17 protein-coding genes are annotated in these 18,414 nt (G+C 45.6%); 1 reads left to right on the forward strand and 16 read right to left on the reverse strand.

Annotated features, from left to right (window positions below; genetic code table 11):
• Positions 1-195: 195 nt before the first annotated feature.
• From rlmH to AC0YOD_RS16840, 3 genes are all read right to left on the reverse strand, one after another.
• Positions 196-675 (reverse strand): 23S rRNA (pseudouridine(1915)-N(3))-methyltransferase RlmH, encoded by a 480-nt coding sequence (gene rlmH / locus AC0YOD_RS16830; protein ID WP_475800480.1) that lies wholly within the window; start codon positions 673-675, stop codon positions 196-198.
• 159 nt (positions 676-834) lie between these two features.
• Positions 835-1,002 carry a CxxH/CxxC protein gene (locus AC0YOD_RS16835; protein WP_063847536.1) on the reverse strand — a complete coding sequence of 56 codons (168 nt, stop codon included), beginning with the start codon at positions 1,000-1,002 and terminating at the stop codon, positions 835-837.
• Positions 1,003-1,249: 247 nt separating this feature from the next.
• Positions 1,250-2,614, reverse strand: a complete 1,365-nt coding sequence (locus AC0YOD_RS16840; protein ID WP_475800481.1) for a S1C family serine protease — start codon at positions 2,612-2,614, stop codon at positions 1,250-1,252.
• A gap of 155 nt (positions 2,615-2,769) precedes the next feature.
• Between AC0YOD_RS16840 and AC0YOD_RS16845 the strand changes: the two genes are divergently transcribed.
• A complete protein-coding gene (locus AC0YOD_RS16845; protein ID WP_475800482.1) occupies positions 2,770-2,991 on the forward strand; it encodes a hypothetical protein in 222 nt (73 codons plus the stop codon).
• Here the strand turns inward: AC0YOD_RS16845 and AC0YOD_RS16850 are convergent.
• The 13 genes from AC0YOD_RS16850 to AC0YOD_RS16910 form a co-directional block, all read right to left on the reverse strand.
• The gene (locus AC0YOD_RS16850) at positions 2,960-3,766 is read right to left on the reverse strand and encodes an MBL fold metallo-hydrolase (RefSeq protein WP_475800483.1); all 807 of its coding nucleotides are present in this window, start codon (positions 3,764-3,766) and stop codon (positions 2,960-2,962) included. The two genes, AC0YOD_RS16845 and AC0YOD_RS16850, sit on opposite strands and share 32 nt — an antisense overlap.
• 33 nt (positions 3,767-3,799) lie before the next feature.
• Complete coding sequence (gene yycI, locus AC0YOD_RS16855) at positions 3,800-4,555, reverse strand: two-component system regulatory protein YycI (RefSeq protein WP_475800484.1); 756 nt, start codon at positions 4,553-4,555, stop codon at positions 3,800-3,802.
• A gap of 58 nt (positions 4,556-4,613) precedes the next feature.
• Positions 4,614-6,008: a YycH family regulatory protein gene (locus AC0YOD_RS16860; RefSeq protein WP_475800485.1), complete on the reverse strand. Its 1,395-nt coding sequence runs from the start codon at positions 6,006-6,008 to the stop codon at positions 4,614-4,616.
• Positions 6,005-7,855 (reverse strand): cell wall metabolism sensor histidine kinase WalK, encoded by a 1,851-nt coding sequence (gene walK / locus AC0YOD_RS16865; protein ID WP_475800486.1) that lies wholly within the window; start codon positions 7,853-7,855, stop codon positions 6,005-6,007. The genes AC0YOD_RS16860 and walK overlap by 4 nt, the downstream gene beginning before the upstream one ends.
• Entirely contained in the window at positions 7,852-8,616 is a 765-nt protein-coding gene (gene yycF, locus AC0YOD_RS16870) for a response regulator YycF (protein ID WP_475800553.1), read from the reverse strand. Before yycF ends, walK begins: the two co-directional genes overlap by 4 nt.
• A 213-nt stretch (positions 8,617-8,829) precedes the next feature.
• Positions 8,830-10,404 (reverse strand): peptidoglycan DD-metalloendopeptidase family protein, encoded by a 1,575-nt coding sequence (locus tag AC0YOD_RS16875; RefSeq protein ID WP_475800487.1) that lies wholly within the window; start codon positions 10,402-10,404, stop codon positions 8,830-8,832.
• Between the two features lie 140 nt (positions 10,405-10,544).
• A complete protein-coding gene (locus tag AC0YOD_RS16880; RefSeq protein ID WP_475800488.1) occupies positions 10,545-11,231 on the reverse strand; it encodes a hypothetical protein in 687 nt (228 codons plus the stop codon).
• 216 nt (positions 11,232-11,447) lie between these two features.
• Positions 11,448-12,734 (reverse strand): adenylosuccinate synthase, encoded by a 1,287-nt coding sequence (locus tag AC0YOD_RS16885; RefSeq protein WP_475800489.1) that lies wholly within the window; start codon positions 12,732-12,734, stop codon positions 11,448-11,450.
• A gap of 191 nt (positions 12,735-12,925) precedes the next feature.
• On the reverse strand, positions 12,926-14,287 hold the full coding sequence (gene dnaB, locus AC0YOD_RS16890) for a replicative DNA helicase (RefSeq protein ID WP_475800490.1): 1,362 nt from the start codon (positions 14,285-14,287) through the stop codon (positions 12,926-12,928).
• A gap of 119 nt (positions 14,288-14,406) precedes the next feature.
• On the reverse strand, positions 14,407-14,850 hold the full coding sequence (gene rplI, locus AC0YOD_RS16895; RefSeq protein WP_475800491.1) for a 50S ribosomal protein L9: 444 nt from the start codon (positions 14,848-14,850) through the stop codon (positions 14,407-14,409).
• Positions 14,847-16,808 (reverse strand): DHH family phosphoesterase, encoded by a 1,962-nt coding sequence (locus AC0YOD_RS16900; protein WP_475800492.1) that lies wholly within the window; start codon positions 16,806-16,808, stop codon positions 14,847-14,849. The genes rplI and AC0YOD_RS16900 overlap by 4 nt, the downstream gene beginning before the upstream one ends.
• A gap of 18 nt (positions 16,809-16,826) precedes the next feature.
• Positions 16,827-17,732 carry a DUF2232 domain-containing protein gene (locus tag AC0YOD_RS16905; RefSeq protein WP_475800493.1) on the reverse strand — a complete coding sequence of 302 codons (906 nt, stop codon included), beginning with the start codon at positions 17,730-17,732 and terminating at the stop codon, positions 16,827-16,829.
• Between the two features lie 243 nt (positions 17,733-17,975).
• Positions 17,976-18,401 carry a CBS domain-containing protein gene (locus tag AC0YOD_RS16910; protein ID WP_475800494.1) on the reverse strand — a complete coding sequence of 142 codons (426 nt, stop codon included), beginning with the start codon at positions 18,399-18,401 and terminating at the stop codon, positions 17,976-17,978.
• Positions 18,402-18,414: the final 13 nt, after the last annotated feature.

Below are 18,414 nucleotides of genomic sequence, written 5' to 3' on the forward strand. Positions count from 1 at the left end.
TAGATCATGATCTCCTTGGCCAAGCTCTTTACTGCTCTTTGGTAAACGAATTGTTACCAAGGCTGGTCAGCATGATAGCAGGTCGTATTATTCAAGCGATGGGAACAGGTTTAATAATTCCATTATTAATGAATTTAATCCTTAGGTTTGATTGGGATGATAGTGCCTGGGACTGCGCCTGCCACAGATTTCGCCCTATTTATGATACGGTTCCCCCCGGTTTATCTTCACAGCCCGATAAATCTGCTCAACCATCACCAGACGCATAAGCTGGTGCGGCAAGGTCATGCGCCCAAAGCTCAGCTTCTGCTGGGCGCGCTTCAATACAGCGGGAGACAATCCCGTACTCCCGCCTATAACAAAAGCCACGTGGCTGCGCCCATACGTGGCTAATTTATCGAGCTGGCCAGCGAGATCCTCGCTTGACCAGAGCTCGCCCTCCAGCGCGAGCGCGACAACATGCGCATCCGGCTTCAGCTGCGCTAGAAGCCGCTCGCCCTCTCGCTCACGCACAATCGCTTCCTCCGCCGCACTCATCGTCTCCGGCGCTTTCTCATCGGGCACTTCCGTGAGCGTAAGCTTCACGTAAGGCCCTAACCGCTTGGCATATTCCGCTATGCCAAGCACCAAGTACTTTTCCTTCAGCTTGCCTACGGCAGCTATCTGTATATGCATGATGCACGACACATCCTTCTATATGCTCGGATTATATTCATAATCCGTTATATCTCTCGGATGCGCTACTCGACATCCTTCTACATGCTCGAATTTTGCTAACAATCTGCTATATTTCTCGGATTTTCTTACTCTACAAAAACCTACCCTTAATTTCCCCTAAACCACCAAAAAAGTAGCTGGTTCTTCACAAAAATCGCATTTACGCGGTGGATCCCAGTCCGCAAATTGTGTTTCCTTCAAATCGACAACATCCGGTGCATCCTCATATTCATCTACAAAACGGTCTAATGCTTTCTCGATATGCTCTTTACATACACAATACATATTTACACGCTTCCTATCCCTAGTTGATGGTCGTCCTAATTATCTACACACAGCATATCAGAAAATGCCTTGCCATGTGAAGACAGCAATTAGACTCCCCTCCAAGCTAGTCCATTCTTACCCTCATTTATCGCTCTCATCAGTCTTTATTTTCATCTCTAAATAGCTTTTCCCTCTACATAACCAAATAAAAAACCGCAGCACACAAATGGTTGCCCATCTGCATACTGCGGCGCGTATAATCCCTTTATTCTTCTGGCACATTCTCAGCAAGCTTGAATTTCGTTACCTTCAAAGCACCATCGCGGTAATAAGAAATTTCAATCTCGTCGCCAATTTTCTTCTTACTGTATAAATATTTGCGAAGCTCAATCGTACTGCCTATTGGCTGTTTATCCAGCTTCACGATCACGTCATTGAACAATAGTCCGGCTTCCTTAGCTGGTCCGACTGCCTCAAGCACGATTACACCTGCATAGACCTCGTCAGGCAGCTTAAGCTTCGACTCGCCAATGCCATCTTCTAGATTGCCCTCTTTACTATCCTGGGCAGATGTGTCGTCCTCCGATTCAGGCAGCACGCCATCACCATAAGTATCCTCCATCGTCAGCTGCTGCCAGTATTGCTCTAGATCCATCGAGTACACACCAAGATAAGGGCGAGGCACATAGCCGTTTTTAATGAGGCTCTCTACAATTGGCATCGCCAGATTAATGGGAATGGCAAATCCGATTCCCTCAACGCCAAAATCAGCGATCTTCATGCTGTTAATGCCAACGACACGACCATTCAAATCGATCAAGGGTCCGCCGCTGTTTCCTTGGTTAATGGAAGCATCAATTTGAATAACCTCTTGCTCCCAGTCGTATACGCCATCCTGGTTGAGCGATACAGGCACAATTTGCTTTGTTTTGCTTACGCTGCCTGTCGTTACCGACTCGCCGAGACCAAGCGGATTTCCGATTGCAATAATATATTCAGCAGCACGGAGCGCAGAAGAATCTCCAATTTCTGCAACCACCTCAATACCTTTAGCATCAATCTCAAGTACCGCTAGATCCGTAATTTGATCTTTTCCGACAATGCGGGCTTCCCGCTTCTCGCCGTTCATCAGTACGACCTTCACGGATTGTGATCCATCTATAACATGATAATTGGTTACGATGATTGCTTTTCCATTGCTTTTACTAATAATAACACCTGAACCAACGCCGGCCTCACGAAGTACGCCGCTATCCTCATCAGATTCCTTCGACGATTTGTCGTTGCCCAGGCCTAGCTTATACATTTGCTCGTTAATGACGCTTACGACGGCCGGCCTCACCTTTGCCGAGGCCTGAATAGGACGTTCAAGCGGATCAACCGTTTGAATGACACCCGACGCTGGAACGGATGCCCCTCCACTGCCGATACCATTTCCACCACCAAAAAACACACCGAACAGCAAAGTTGCAGCTACAGCGCTAGTGAAAGAGGATACAAATGCAATGCGAACAGTAGACCACTTTTGTCCGCCTCTTTTACTTGGAAACGAGAAGTCTCCTTTCTTGCTCTCACGCGCAGCACGCCTGGATACTTTGGTGGAATAAAAATCGTCGTCGAATAAGCTCATTACGATCGCCCCTCTCGATGCCCCTAGCATCAAGACTATTTTTTCAATCTAGGAATATTTTCGGAAGAAATGACTAAAATAATAATAGATTCGAAAAATTCAAACACGTAAATACTATATTTGATACTTAATACCCTCAAAGGAGAAATGTAATCATGAAAACGAAAACGCCCGCCGCTTGGGAACATGTACAACTTGTTGCCAAACTAGCCGATTTGAAGGATGATCACTATCGTACCGTTCTCACTTTAAGCGCCATGCTAGAATTGTTCATAGACAAAGGCATATTTACGAGAGAAGAACTAAGCGCCAAAGCCGATGCTTTAGACTCACAGCTGGAATCCCTTATTTCTGCCGCAACTCATCCCATGGTGTAGGTCTGTCGTGATACGTAGCACGGAGAGGATTCTCTTCCTTCTTATAAAATATTCCGTGATCCTCCATAATAGAATTCACGGTCAGCATCGCCAAATCCATTAGATTATGATCAAGGCTTAAATGAGCCAAATAGACACGTTTCGTTCGATCCGTCATGAGCTCCAGCAAGGCTTCACCAGCCGCCACATTAGATAAATGACCGACGTCGCTCAATATGCGCCGCTTCGTGTTCCACGGATATCGGCCCATACGCAGCATTTCTGTATCATGGTTCGCTTCCAGTACAAGCACATCAGAATCTATGATATGTTTTTTCACCTTCTCACTAACATACCCAAGATCCGTTGCAAGACTCAGCTTCTCGCCATTCTCTACAAAGCAGTATCCTACTGGCTCAGCAGCATCATGCGAGATCGGATAAGACTGCACAGCCAAAGATCCGAACGTTACCTCTTCACCTGTCTCCATAAATATCCGTTTCTCTGCAGCAATCTTACCAACATGCCGCTCCATCGCATCCCAGGTAGCCTCATTTGCAAAAATCGGAAGCTCATACTTTCTTGCGAAAGCACCCAAGCCCTTAATATGATCGGAATGCTCATGCGTGACGACCAAGGCATCTATATCATGGCCTGCTATTCCTCGTTCACGCATCAGCTCATCCAGCTTCTTCGCACTCATCCCCGCATCCACAAGCACGCACTTATCATTGCCTTGCACGATAGTCGCATTGCCTGTCGATCCGCTCCCCAACACTGTAAATCGCAGTCCCATAGTTACCCTGTCCTGTCCCTTCTCCTGCTCCGTTTAACGTAAACCGTTCGGTGCAGCTTCAGCCTTTACTTCATCTGTTGCAACTTCCCCGCTAATCGCGTGGACATAGAACGGTGGAGCATTCTCTAGTAATACACGCCAAGATGGTGTGGCAACCTGCTTGTCCGAATCAAAGATTTGACCGTGATAGCCAAGTTGAATATCGGTAATAACCGCACCGTCTGGCAGATATGTTTCAATTAAACTGCCCACTACCTTAACTGCAGGCAATACCTGCTTCTCCTCGCCAATGCCAACCAATTCTACTCGGTCTTGCTGGAAGGAGGTTATTTTCTGATTGCTGATGTTCAGCTCAAGTTTGACATCAAACATGGGGTGACCTTCCACTACCCGGTGTAATAGAAATACATCCACCCCGCTGTTTTTCAAATCAAATACATATTGGTCGAGATCTGGTATTCGACTTCCGAGTGTTTTCATTAACTCAGTTTGGGAATAGATCACCTTACTGTCGACCGGCTTTTCCAGCATAATCGGCAGAACATTATCTCTACTGCCCGACTGAAGCAAATACGTTAAATCGCCAAGCTTGGGCGTTTCCAGCGGAAGATTGGCTTCCAGTGATATGCGCTTTTGCTGCATGAGCAGCACTTTATCCTGCGGCAGCTCAGCCGTATTCACATTTACGTTCAGCTGTTCTCTAATATCTAACCAGAGCTGATACCCTAGCAGGATATTAAGCAGCAGGAATGATATAATAAGCACATTTTTCGCTCGTCCCCAATCCACTCGCCTTCACCCCCGCTCCATACTAGTCCAATTCTACTCCTGCTCTCGCCATTTAACACTATAATTTCTTCTCATCTGCCGAATCAGCATCCCCAGCAGTCGATGCGGCCTCGTCCCCTGCGCTAGAACCGGTATCAACCTTCTTCGGCTCATGCCCAACAGGGTATGCTTCAAGCAGCATTTCCTCTGTTCCGTCCGCAAGCCGTACAGCCCATACAGGTAAGAAGCGCAATAAATTATTATCAATTGGCAATGCTTGAAGCGCCGGAAATAATGCAGTTACCTCGTTCCGCCTTGCGTAGTTTTTCAGTTGCTCCTTCAATACATCACCACCAGGCAGCCATCTAACTTGACGTGATTCCGATTGCTGTCCTAATGTAATCATCGACCGCTCATATTCGGTCACTACGCCCTGCTGGAGAGTAAGCCGCATATAACCATATCGGAATGGCGGCGTCTCGATAACCGGATACTGCTCCACATATTGTTTAAAGCGAATATACTTGCCTCCACTGCCAGACTCCGCATTGACGAAGCGATGAACGCCGTCCCAGCCGCCATGCTGATTAACAAAATCAACCGATGCATAGACGTTGTCACTAAGCAGATTTTCCACACTTTGCGGAGCAGCGGGATCGGTGTAGCTAATCCACATGCCATTTTGCTCCACCTGCAATCCTCTTTTGCCATCTGTGAAAATTTGCGACCCGCTCCGATCTTCAAAGCCCTTTGTCGTGCTTGAATCAGAGAACATTCTGCGCTGCATTAAATCCGGTGAATACAGCTCATATGGAAATACGAGCTCTGTCGACTGAATAGGATCGACCGGAATATACAATTCGTCGCTTGTCATCGTATACTTAGGCTGAAATTGTCCGAAGCCTACATAATCCTGTACATCCCGTACAGTTAGATCCGCACGAATGGATTCATAAACCTTCTCACCGTCGACACTGAAGAAGAACGTGCGTATCTCCTCTGTTGCCGACGTTTTGAATATCCATATCCGATCAATGGTCTCATTAGAGAACAGCAGATCACCCTCGACCTTAAGCAGCTTTTGCAGCAGCTCCACCGGGATTCCCTTATCGAACCTAAGCTCAATCCCGATATCATTTTTCCGAACCTCGTCCCAATTCAGCACATTAATCGGGCTGCTCTGAAATCCTTTAAATTCTCGCCCTTTAATCCGTTGATTCAGAATCATCTCATAAAACTGAGTGCCCGGATAAATAACGGTATGCTGGTTCCCGCCCATATGAATGATAAGCTCTTCGGGGAAAACAACGCTCTCTACACTCTTTGCCGCCCCCATAGGCTCAGCATTAACATAATCCTGATCGCTCCTAACCGTTGCACCAAGACCCGGCATGCTGTATGCAAGCAAATAGCTTTGCAAAAGACTAAGTGCTACGAGAACAATTAGCAAAGTGGTCTTCACTCTCTCCATCATGCGGGATCTCCTCCTTCTTGCAGCAGTGGAAGAGTAAATGTAACGGTTGTTCCTTCATTCAGCTCGGAGTGAAGGGAGATTGTACCGCTATGCGCCTTTACAATTTCCCGGGCAATGGAGAGACCTAATCCCGTTCCGCCCATATTGCGTGAACGCGCCTTATCTACTCGGTAGAAACGATCAAAGATACGATTCAAATCCTTTTTCGGTATACCAATTCCCGTATCCTTAACACTAATGGCAAGCGAGGAAGAGTCGCTCATTGTCTTTGCCATTAGTTCAATCTTCCCGCCATCAAGCGTATATTTGATCGCATTGGAAAATAAATTATCGAGCACCTGATCAATTTGATCACGGTCAAGCCATGCTGATTCCAAACCTCGCTCCACTTTAACTGAAGCTTTGATTGATTTCTGCCTAAGCTGGAATGAGAAACGGTCTGCAACCTCATCCAGCATGTCATGGACATTCGTTTGTCTTCTTCTAAGAGGTGCTTGATTGGAATCCAGCCTCGATAGATGCAGCAAATCAGTAACCAACCTGATCATACGCTCGGTTTCATTGCGAATAACACCAACGAACCGCTCGGAAAGCTCTCGCTCCTCAAGCGCACCGTCATTGAGCGCTTCCGCATAGCTCTTAATGGTGGTAAGCGGTGTGCGCAGCTCATGCGATACATTGGCAACGAACTGCCGCCTCGATTGCTCAAGCTTCTCTTGCTCGGTTATATCTTGCAATACCGCAATTGTTCCCGTAATGCCCTTGTCACGACGATGAATGGGTGTAAAGGTCGCTTTCAAAATACCCTCGTTACTGGTGGTATTATCCTGCTCGTCTAGATCATGCTCAATAAGCAAAGTCTGACCGCGGCCCTGCTGCAATTGGAGCAGCTTTTGCTCGGACAGCTCGAACAGCTCCGATAATTCAAAGCCCTCGCAGCTCGGAACCTCCAGCATTTCCAGTGCGCGACGATTCCACACAATAATCTTCCCATGCTCGTCCGCCGCAACGACACCGTCACTCATATTAGAGAGAATGGAAGTGAGCTTTTCATTTTCTTCCTCATTAACCGAGAGGGCTTCCTTTAGACGTATCGTCATATCATTAAACGCCATGCTCAGCCTGCCAATTTCATCATCGCCAAGCACCGGCACCTTGAAATCAAATTTACCATCAGCCACTGCCTCTGCTTGTCTGGTAAGACCCTGAATCGGACTCGTAATGGTATGAGCCAGCAAGACACCAAGCACGCCCGTCAAGCCCAAAGCAATCAGCGTCCCTGAGAAGAAAATTTGATTAACTCGATTCACAGTCTCATACAAATCATTCATCGACGCTACCACGTACACCGCTCCAACGACCTTATCATTCAGCGTGACGGGCTGTGCAATCATTTTTTTCCTAATATTATCATCATCGATAATTTCTTGTTCATTATCAGGAATGTTCTGAAGCGCCCGACTGACAGCAAGTGATTTATTTTTCTTGCTCCCGATATCAGATTGATGACCTTGAAGCGAGGTTGCTACCAGCCTGCCAGTGGAGTCCAATACCTGTACCTCGGCACCGCTGATGCTGAATAGATTTCTTACGACTAAATTCAATTCCTCAGTAGTGCCCTCCGAAGAGTCGCTCTCCATGTCCGGCTTAGCTGCAAGACTGGGAGCTGCGAATTTTGATAAAATATCAGCTTGTTCCTTCAGGTTAGTCGTAAAGCTGGATATGAGCGAGTTTTTGACTGTGCTTATAAAATAAACACCTATTAGTTGCATCGCAACCAAGATGAGCAGCAAATAAATAATGACCAGCTTTACTTGAATGGTGCGGAAGAAGCTCTTGCCCTTCATCCTGGCCCAAAGCCTCCTGATTTGGCATTACGCATCATATAGCCTAATCCGCGCCGAGTCATAATATATTCAGGTCTGCTGGGATCATCCTCAATCTTCTCACGCAGTCTGCGAATGGTCACATCCACTGTCCGTACATCTCCAAAATATTCAAAGCCCCACACCGCCTGCAGCAAATGCTCACGAGTCATGACCTTGCCGCTATTGCGAGCCATATAGTAGACAAGCTCATATTCACGATGAGTAAGATCTAGAGGCTCACCGTCTTTATAGACGACATACATATCTGTATCCACAAACAAATTGAACAGCCTGAAGCCCTGCGGCTCCTCTGAGCTGTCAGCAGCACTGCTTCCAGCAGCCTCACCGCTTATTCCTGCTGTAGCTTCTACCGGTTTTTGCTGCCTCCGCAAATGCGCCTTAACCCGCGCCAGCAATTCACGCGTGCTGAACGGCTTTGTCACATAATCATCAGCGCCTAATTCCAGTCCAAGCACTTTATCAATCTCTGTATCTTTAGCCGTAAGCATAATGATAGGCATATGCAATTTGGTACGCACCTCACGACATACATCCATGCCATCCTTCACCGGCAGCATCAAATCCAGAAGGATGAGATCAGGCTTCTCTTCAAAGGCCAATCTTACCGCTTCGCCACCATCAAATGCGCAGATAACCTGATGCCCTTCTTTCTCCAAATTAAACTTTATGATATCTGCTATCGGCTGTTCGTCATCGACCACTAATATTTTTCCGTGCATCGTTACACCCGCCCGTCGCTTGTCCATTTTCATTCATTGTCATTCTTTTGTATTGCTTCTATTTTAACACACGTTATCCCTTCCTTCACAATGAAACTTCCCTCATCACAGCAATAGTTTTCCACCTTCAACACATCGAAAGGACATCCAAAAAAAAGAAACACTTAAGCAGCTGCTTAAGTGTTTCTTTTTGTATATTTATGGGTATAAGTCCTATAAGTACTTTAATGGATTTTGTAAAACGCCATTTTTGTGAACCTCGAAATGCAAATGAACGCCCGTGGAATTACCGGTACTGCCCATTATTGCAATTTTATCACCCTGCTCGACAATATCACCTTTACTAACACCATAAGAACTTAAATGACCATAAACGGTTTGGTAGCCGTTCTTATGATTAATAATGATTGTCTTTCCAAGCCCAGGCTTGGTACCAACAAATTCAACTACGCCTGTATCCGAAGCGTGAATATTTTTATTTCCTGTTAAATCTATACCGTTGTGCATGCGGCCCCAACGTTTTCCGAACTTACTAGTCAGATTTGAGCCCGATACCGGCATCGCGAAGTGACCCGTGCCTTCTCCCAAAATCACTTTTGTGCCACGCATAACGATTTTCGGTTTTGCTTCTAAAATAACTTCCTTCGTTAAAAGCTCTTCCGTAACAACATAACCGTTCTGCTTTACAATTTTGTAAGTCATACGCTTGGAGCCTGCTTTGCCTTCTGTAATTGTCTTCGACTCTCCGGCACGCATGTCTGGATTTTTCTTAATTTCGACTGGCGGGTCAATCGTTTCGACTTCAACAAGATTCTCAACCGTCTGTACCGTTAGCTGAGGCTGAATTACAGTTAGATCCAGTACATCGCCAACTGTCAGTTTATCATCTTTGATCCATTTGTTATTCTCATAAATAACTTGCGGTGAAATGCTAAATTTCTGCGCGATACAGCCAACACAATCACCAGCTTGTACCGTATATTGAGTAGGTTTATTGGTTCCTTGAACTAATAGCTTATAAATCGATTCGGCTTCCATAATGTCAGAGGGATCCGTATCTACTGTTTCTGTTAAAACTGTCTCCATGAAATCAACTTCCGTAACCTTACGACCTGGCTCTTTGGAAACAGGTGTTGGTGCTACTGCAGTAGAGGCTGCTTCATCCGGATTGTACGCTAGCGATCTTACTTCTTTCGTATTTTGCTTTGCTGCTGCTAGAGCCGGCGCATATTTGCTTTGCACTCTAATCAAAATATCATTTGCGGTCTGCTCGTCCTTCACGACACCAATTACTTTACCGTCAACCTTCACCTCAACGCCAACAGCATGAGAGGAAAATAACCCTTCCAGCTTTGCTAGAGTTGCTTCTGTTTCAGGGGCTGCTTTGAAAGCACTATCAACTTCATATGTAATGGTGCCTGTATCCAAAATCATGTTGATATCCGGATTCGCTTGCTGAACCTCTTCTGTCTGAAGTAGAACAAGCTGCTCGACTGCATCTGGATCATTTACGGCTCCAATAGCTGTTCCGTTTATATATACGTTATAAAATTCGACTGTGTTTGCTTGAACATATTGGATTCCGCTAAAACCTGCTACTGTGAGGAGTACGAGCGCCCCGCCCGTGAACTGAACCGACTTTTTCCGCCATAACGGCGTAGCTGTCTTATCGTTAACGGCTTGTTGCTGTAACTTGCCATTCAAGTGTTGCGATCGGTCTTGTCGAAAGAATTGAATCGTCTGATCCCAAACCTTCTTAATCCGACCCTTGTCCCTGAAAACGGTCATGATAGTCTCCTTCTCGCGTAAATGCAACTTTTTTTCTAAATTATGACAATAAAAAAAGCGAAAGATCCTGTCGGATCGCTCGCCTAATACTTTATCATACCCCCAACAATTGGGGCAACCTTTACACTACGTTCAAATTATTAATATTTTTTCAGAATCTCCATCATTTCCCCATATTCGGTCTTGTCGAGATGCTGTGCCATAATTTGCTGAATGGTCGTAAGCTCTTGCTCCGTAAGACCATTTTCTACATATTGAGAGATCGTTTGCCAGGAATCCTGCGGTAATTTGCTCATGAATAGAGCAAATAATTTTTCTTTATCATCATCAGTCATTTGGCCCTTTACCTCAGTTAGTTCCTCTGTTGTCAGTGCCGTTTCTGTCCCATCAGTCGACACGCTGCCCTCTTCTAATTCCTTCCCATCGGTTGCAGCGCCGCCGTTCGCTTGTGTACCGCCTCCAATACCAATATCCGTCAAGGGCGGTGTTTCCATATCACCAAAAGCATCAACGGCCACTGGTGGATCGCCATGGTCATCCCCTAGAGGGTCGGCTTCCGTCCCTTTCTCATCTGCCGGCTTCGTATCGCCATTATTGGCAGTATCTGTCGCCTTATCAGTCTCTGAAGTCATTAACGGATCTGCTCCCCATAGCTTGCCCCATACGCCAGACATAGCCATCGGAGGAACCTCCAACGGCAAATTAAATTGCTTCAATAGTGTTTCCACATAGCTAGTCACGATATATCCCGTTGTCCATATGGACAGAAAACTCAAAATCATCCCTGCCGCTACTAGCTTGGACAGCCATCCAATTTTTTTTAGCATGCATACACCTACCCCTTCATACAGCAGCCCGCAAAAAAATCATTTGCAGACAATCATTTCCATAATCTGTTATATACCATTATGGTCAATAATTAGACTGTGCATTCGGCTAAGCCTGCATATTCATAGAGTTTATTATACATTTTGAATCAAAAAGAGCTTTTTTGATATAAAAAAAAGAGGATGGCACTAGGCCAACCTCATTGGAGCTTTTTTCTATTCGTAAATTGGACGAACCGGGTTAGTTTGCTCACGGTTGCGGCCTACTGAGAAGATAGCAATTGGAATGCCTGTCAGCTCAGATACACGATTCAAGTAGTTGAGTGTGTTTGCAGGAAGATCCTCAAGCGTTTTAGCGCCAGTAATATCCTCTGACCAACCTGGGTACTCCTCATAGATCGCTTCGCACTGGGATACCATTTTCAGGCTTGCTGGGTAAGTATCGATCACTTTGCCATTCAATTTGTAGCCTGTGCAAATTTTCACTGTTTCAAGACCCGTTAGAACGTCTAGCGAGTTCAATGACAAGCCTGTAATTCCGCTTACGCGGCGTGCATGACGCACAACAACCGTATCGAACCAGCCTACACGACGCGGGCGGCCTGTTACTGTACCATACTCATGACCTTTGTCACGAATCAATTGGCCGATTTCGTTATCTTGCTCAGTAGGGAAAGGACCATCGCCTACGCGAGTTGTGTATGCTTTTGCCACACCGATAACTTGTTGAATTTTCGAAGGACCAACGCCTGAACCGATACAAACGCCGCCAGCCGATGGGTTAGAAGACGTTACATATGGATAAGTTCCTTGGTCAATATCAAGCATAACGCCTTGAGCGCCTTCGAACAGAACCTTCTTGCCCTCATCAATAGCATCATTAAGAACAACGGATGTATCTGTTACATACGGACGAAGAATTTCTGCGAAGCCTAGATATTCGCTAACGATAGTGTCTGCATCAAGCGGCTGACCAGCGTATACTTGCTCAATCAGTTGGTTTTTCTCAATGATAATGCTGCGAACTCTTGCTTCGAATTCTTCAGCGTCCATTAGATCAGCGATACGGATACCGTTACGCGCAGCTTTGTCCATGTAGCATGGGCCAATTCCCTTACGCGTTGTACCGATTTTGTTATCGCCTTTGCGATCCTCTTCCAGTGCGTCAAGAACGAGGTGGTAAGGCATAATAACGTGTGCGCGATCGCTAATTTTCAGGTTCTCTGTTGAGAAACCATTGTCATGAATATAATTGATTTCTTGGATCAATGCTTCAGGATTAATAACCATCCCGTTACCGATGACACAAGTTTTATTATGATTAAATATACCCGATGGAATCATCGTTAATTTATATTTTTTGTTATCAATAAGGATCGTGTGTCCGGCATTGTTTCCACCTTGGTAACGTGCGACGACGTCGGCACCCTCTGCCAAGAAATCAGTGATTTTTCCTTTTCCTTCGTCTCCCCACTGCGTTCCAACGACAACAACCGTAGACATAATTCATACCCCCGTCCGGTGTTTATAAGCACCGAAAATTTGAGTCTCATTTCTATAAAGCCGATTATTCTTCTCAAAAAATGCACGACATTTAGACAAAAAGACAGCATTAACATTGTAGCAGTCCCTATTTAAGAAGTCAAACAGAAAAACGAACAATCACAGAGCTAACCATGTGATTGTTCGGGAATTCATGATGCGTGCGACGAATCCTGATGCGCACGATCAATACTAACGAATTTATTATATTGTTTTAGGAAAACAAGCTCTACGGTTCCAACTGGACCATTACGCTGCTTGGCAATAATAATCTCGATAATGTTTTTCTTCTCGGACTCTTTATCATAATAATCATCCCGGTAAAGGAAGGATACAATATCAGCATCTTGCTCAATGGAACCGGATTCCCGAAGGTCAGACATCATCGGACGTTTATCTTGTCTTTGCTCAACACCCCGACTTAGCTGTGACAGTGCGATAACCGGCACTTCAAGCTCACGCGCAATTTGCTTAAGCGTACGTGATATTTCAGATACCTCTTGCTGCCTGTTCTCGCCCGCTTTACCGCGGCCCGAAATGAGCTGCAAGTAATCGATAAGGATCATGCCAAGGCCTTTTTCCTTTTTCAAACGACGGCATTTTGCTCTAATCTCAGCAACCGTAATACCAGGTGTATCATCAATAAAGATTTGAGCCTCGGAAAGAGAACCAATCGCCATCGTCAGCTTCTCCCAATCATCGCCCTCCAGATGACCTGTCCGCATGCGCTGGGCATCGACATTAGCCTCCGCACAAATCATCCGCTGCACAAGCTGAGCCGCTGACATCTCCAGACTGAAGATAGCGACGGTTTCGCGTGCACGAACGCCGACATTTTGTGCAATATTGAGTGCAAACGCGGTTTTACCAACGGATGGACGAGCGGCAACGATAATTAAGTCACTGCGCTGGAAGCCGGCAGTCATCCGATCCAGATCTGTAAAGCCGGATGGGATCCCTGTCGTGCCGCCCTTATCCGTGTAGAGCTGCTCAACCTTCTCGAATACTTCCATCAATACATCGCGAATAGAGATAAATCCGCTTCCTGAGCGACGATTCGATATTTCAAGAATCTTCTTCTCTGCATCACCGAGCAGTACGCCGACATCATCGGAATTTGCAAATCCATCCGATACGATATTGGTGGCTGTTCGAATGAGTCTTCGAAGCATCGATTTTTCTTCAACTATCTGTGCGTAATAATCAACATTTGCCGCCGTAGGAACGGCATTAGCCAGCTTAGCTAAATAGCTGACACCGCCAATCTCCTCAAGCAAATGTTGATCCTGCAAATGCGCAGTCAGCGTTACGAGGTCAACCGGCTGGTTGTTCTCGGCAATCTCGACCATCGCTTCATAGATCTGTCTATGTGAACCGCTGTAAAAGTCTTCACTGCGCACCCGCTCCATCGCCGTAATGAGAGCTTCAGGCTGCAGTAAAATGGCTCCAATGACAGCCTGTTCTGCCTCTAAATTTTGCGGTGGAACACGGTCAAACATCAGTTCATTACTCATTTAGCGCTCCTTTAAAAGTTTGCGTTAGCAAATTTACTTCGTAAGCATAATCTTAAAATTTGCGTAAGCATTTTCTTAAGTTTGCGTAGCAAACTCAATTCGTAAACATGCTTTTTCAATTATTCCTCAGTTGCCTGTACGCTTAGCTTCGCTTTCACTGCCGTGTGAAGCTTAACAACCACTTGTGTAACACCTAGCGTACGAATTGGATCTTCTAGCTCAATTTTGCGTTTGTCGATTTTAATGCCTTGCGCTGCCAGCGCTTCAGCAATTTGCTTGCTTGTGATGGCACCGAACAATCTGCCGCCCTCGCCAGCCTTAGTTTTAATAACAACTGTCATCTCATCCAGACGTTTGCCAAGTGCCTTCGCATCCTCAAGCTCTTTTTCTTTCAGCTTTTGTGCTGATGCATTTTGCAATTCAAGTGTTTTCAGGTTGCCGTCAGAAGCCAGCTTCGCCAAGCCTTGCGGCAATAGAAAATTACGTACATATCCTTCGGAAAGATCCTTTACTTGCCCTTTTTTCCCTTGCCCCTTAACATCCTGCAAAAAGATTACCTTCATTCAAATAACCCCTCTTCCTTTTCAATTTCGTCTAATACCTTCTTCAGACGCACTGCCACATCCTGAACAGTGCCCTCCAGCTGCGCGGCAGCATTCGTCAAATGACCGCCACCGCCCATTTGTTCCATAACAACCTGAACATTCATATGACCCAGCGAACGGGCGCTAATGCCAATAAGTCCGTCCGGCCGCTCCCCAATAACGAAGGAAGCTAATATATCCGTCATATTCAACAGCGTATCCGCAGATTGTGCAATGAGCAGCTGTGAATATTTACGACCGCTTTCTGTTACAGCAATGGCTACATGCTCATATACCACTTCAGCATGCTTAATAATTTCAGCTTTGCGTACGTACTCCTCAAGGTCCTCCTTGAGCATTCGCTGGATCATTGTAGAATCTGCGCCATTACGGCGAAGAAATGAAGCAGCCTCGAACGTCCGCGCACCTGTACGAAGCGAGAAGCTCTTCGTATCTACGGTGATGCCGGCAAGCAGTGAGGTTGATTCCCTTACATCCAGAACGACACGATCATGAATGTACTGCAGCAGCTCTGTTACAAGCTCGCAGGTGGATGAAGCATAAGGCTCCATATAAACCAAGATAGCATTCGCAATAAATTCCTCGCTGCGACGATGATGGTCAATAACCACAATGCGATCAGTTTGGCACAATAGCTTCGGTTCCTTCACCATTGATACGCGGTGAGTATCAACAACTACAGCCAAAGTTTGTGGTGTAATCAGTGAAAAAGCCTGCTCAGGAGATACGAAGCGCTTGGACAACTTCTCATCCTCGCGCAGCAGCTCCATCATTTTCTCAATGGCGGGGTTAACGCCCTCCAACACGATATAAGCTTCTTTGCCGAATAGCTGTGCTGCCTTCATAACGCCGATTGCTGCACCGATTGCATCCATATCCGGCATCTTATGACCCATAATAACAACATTATGGCTCTCACGAATTAAGTCGCGCAGCGCATGTGCAACTACCCGAGCACGAACCCGCGTCCGTTTCTCAACCGCATTAGACTTCCCTCCGTAGAAGGACTGACGGCTTCCCACCTTAACAGCTGCCTGATCACCGCCGCGCCCAAGCGCAATATCAAGACTTGTATGCGCCCATTGGCCAAGCTCGATCACATGATCTGCACCTGCCGCAAAGCCGATACTGAGTGTAACGGGAATCTTATGATCACCCGTTATTTCCCTCACTTCATCTAGTACAAGAAATCTGGATTGCTCAAGTACCTTGAGCGTCTTCTGATCCGTGATGAGCAGAAAGCGGTCAGACGTCAGCCTTTTCAAGTAAATATGATATTTCTGCGCCCATTCCGTAATTTCTGTGGTCACCTTCGCAAGCATCGTGCTGCGCTGATGATCATCTAGTCCTTGCGTAACTTCCTCCAGGTTATCAATCATGACAACACCGAGTACGAGCTTCTCATCATCATATTTACGGCCTAGCTGCCAAAATTCAGTTATATTTTTTACATACAAAATATGTTCCTTTGGCTTGAAAATAAGCTGGTAAACGTTTGTGCCAACCGTAGCCTCAATCGTGCCCTCTCGTTCCTTTACCTGCTGTAATGCCGGAAATAGCTCAGGTAGCGGTATGCCTATAACGGATTCCCGCTCCAGTATCTGTGCAATATAAGGGTTATGCCATTCGACTGAACGGTCTTCATTATAGAGAATAACTCCGAAAGGAAGCTCGCCGATGACATCATTGCCAGCCTTCTTCACTCGGTAGGATAATGTTCCCAAATACGATTTTAAATCTTTACGGAATGCTCGCTCAGCAAGTACCGTATAAACGGCCAGAGCCCCTGTTAATAAAAGACCCAATAGACCCAGCACCCACTGAAAATAAGCAAGCGTCGCTGTCATAAGTACCATTAAGGCGAAAGCCCAAATTTGATGCATCCCGTGCCACCGTGTAACCAAAAACTTTGGCATTTCCGATCCGCTCCTGTGCTATGGTTTCGTAAACGACTTGCGGATTGGAAAAGCGGTATCGAGAACGCCGATTAAGCTTAGCGGCGGAAATAATAGCACCGGAATGGCAATGATAATGGGTACCGCTTTGTTCCAGCCTCGCTGATGAGCAATGAAGAAGAAAAATCCAACTGCTTGAAAAGCAAAAACATAACTAAGCAATGGAACCAAATTCAATACTGCAATCGCAAAGAAAGATTCGTTTGTCGTTGATAAAAACATTTCTACTACATAAGCAATTAAATAAATAATAACGAGTATACGCGGCAACCGCCATTCCCTCGCACGTAAAAATCTTGGTACATCTGGTCCGCCGCTCCACTTCACCGCTCTTCGAGCAATAAATTGTGTCATAGCTGTGTAGCCAAAAGAAATCATAATAAAAGCAACAGGAATCGAATTAACCATTGTACGAACAATTTGATCCGTAAATCCAGGATTCATATCCTTTGGCAATAAGCCTTGTGCAAGCAAATTGTCGAATGAATCTCTTACCGCACTGCTCATTTCTTTAATGAGCGAGATATCAAAGAACACTTGGAATATCAGCATTTCAATCATTAGCTGGGCAAGAAACACAACACCCACAATCCGTATTACCCTCGAGGCAGGAGCTTGCTTCATATACAAGTGACCCATCACGATTGACGGTATGAGAAAGAAAAATCCGATAATGAGTGTGGCTGGTCCTCCAATAAAGAACGACAGCACCCAAACGGGCAGCAAATGCAGTATAAATGACTTTGGAGTCAATGTCGTATACAGCACGACGTACGGCACCATCAACAGCAACAAAGAAATGACATTAAAAAGCGGCAGTAATAGGGACAATAATAAAAGGAGTGCTATAAAGCTCCAAAGCACTGGTTTCAAGCCGGTTTTCAAACCGTTCACCTCTTGGTTAATTAATCTGGTTTCTTACGAAACTTTTACAACTCATTATAGCATAAAAGCTAAACTTATCGCTTACATTCAAAGTTAATGTCTCATACAGCAAGACAGGTTGCCCTGATGGAGGCGACAAAATAAAAAGACGGAACAACTGCGTGCCCCGTCTCAATTATTATTTATATTACCCCATGACCTTTTCAATTAGTATCGATTCGGCCAAATATTGAACACCGTTGATTAGTCCTGCAAAATGTTGTTTTTTTCCTCAATAATCTTTTGGCAATAGTCTATAATTTCGCTCCGACGCACAATGCCAATAAACCGATTCCGATCATCCACGACCGGCACAAAGTTTTGCTGCTTGGCAAGCGAGATCAGATCATTCATATTCGCATCGATTTGAACCGTTTTATTTTGCAGGCGCCGTGGAACATCCATCAGTTTCACTTTATTCATCTGCTCCAGCGGCATTCCCGTATGGTTCTTGATGAACCAAAGCAGATCGCCTTCTGTTATGGTACCCGCATATTCGCCATCATCATTAATAATTGGTACAGCCGTATATCGGTGGTACTCCATTTTCTCCAGCGTTTGTCTTAGCGTCGCATCCTGTGGCAGGCAAACGACCTCCTGCTTTGGCAATAAAAAGAACGCAATATTCATTCCCCTAACCACT

It is taken from the genome of Paenibacillus sp. J31P13, assembly GCF_056269295.1.

Excerpts from the sequence above, each read along its gene's own strand:
- rlmH (WP_475800480.1), bottom strand. The coding sequence starts at position 675 with ATGCATATACAGATAGCTGCCGTAGGCAAGCTGAAGGAAAAGTACTTG.
- AC0YOD_RS16835 (WP_063847536.1), bottom strand. The coding sequence starts at position 1,002 with ATGTATTGTGTATGTAAAGAGCATATCGAGAAAGCATTAGACCGTTTT.
- AC0YOD_RS16840 (WP_475800481.1), bottom strand. The coding sequence starts at position 2,614 with ATGAGCTTATTCGACGACGATTTTTATTCCACCAAAGTATCCAGGCGT.
- AC0YOD_RS16845 (WP_475800482.1), top strand. The coding sequence starts at position 2,770 with ATGAAAACGAAAACGCCCGCCGCTTGGGAACATGTACAACTTGTTGCC.
- AC0YOD_RS16850 (WP_475800483.1), bottom strand. The coding sequence starts at position 3,766 with ATGGGACTGCGATTTACAGTGTTGGGGAGCGGATCGACAGGCAATGCG.
- AC0YOD_RS16860 (WP_475800485.1), bottom strand. The coding sequence starts at position 6,008 with ATGATGGAGAGAGTGAAGACCACTTTGCTAATTGTTCTCGTAGCACTT.
- walK (WP_475800486.1), bottom strand. The coding sequence starts at position 7,855 with ATGAAGGGCAAGAGCTTCTTCCGCACCATTCAAGTAAAGCTGGTCATT.
- yycF (WP_475800553.1), bottom strand. The coding sequence starts at position 8,616 with ATGCACGGAAAAATATTAGTGGTCGATGACGAACAGCCGATAGCAGAT.
- AC0YOD_RS16875 (WP_475800487.1), bottom strand. The coding sequence starts at position 10,404 with ATGACCGTTTTCAGGGACAAGGGTCGGATTAAGAAGGTTTGGGATCAG.
- AC0YOD_RS16880 (WP_475800488.1), bottom strand. The coding sequence starts at position 11,231 with ATGCTAAAAAAAATTGGATGGCTGTCCAAGCTAGTAGCGGCAGGGATG.
- AC0YOD_RS16885 (WP_475800489.1), bottom strand. The coding sequence starts at position 12,734 with ATGTCTACGGTTGTTGTCGTTGGAACGCAGTGGGGAGACGAAGGAAAA.
- dnaB (WP_475800490.1), bottom strand. The coding sequence starts at position 14,287 with ATGAGTAATGAACTGATGTTTGACCGTGTTCCACCGCAAAATTTAGAG.
- rplI (WP_475800491.1), bottom strand. The coding sequence starts at position 14,850 with ATGAAGGTAATCTTTTTGCAGGATGTTAAGGGGCAAGGGAAAAAAGGG.
- AC0YOD_RS16900 (WP_475800492.1), bottom strand. The coding sequence starts at position 16,808 with ATGCCAAAGTTTTTGGTTACACGGTGGCACGGGATGCATCAAATTTGG.
- AC0YOD_RS16910 (WP_475800494.1), bottom strand. The coding sequence starts at position 18,401 with ATGAATATTGCGTTCTTTTTATTGCCAAAGCAGGAGGTCGTTTGCCTG.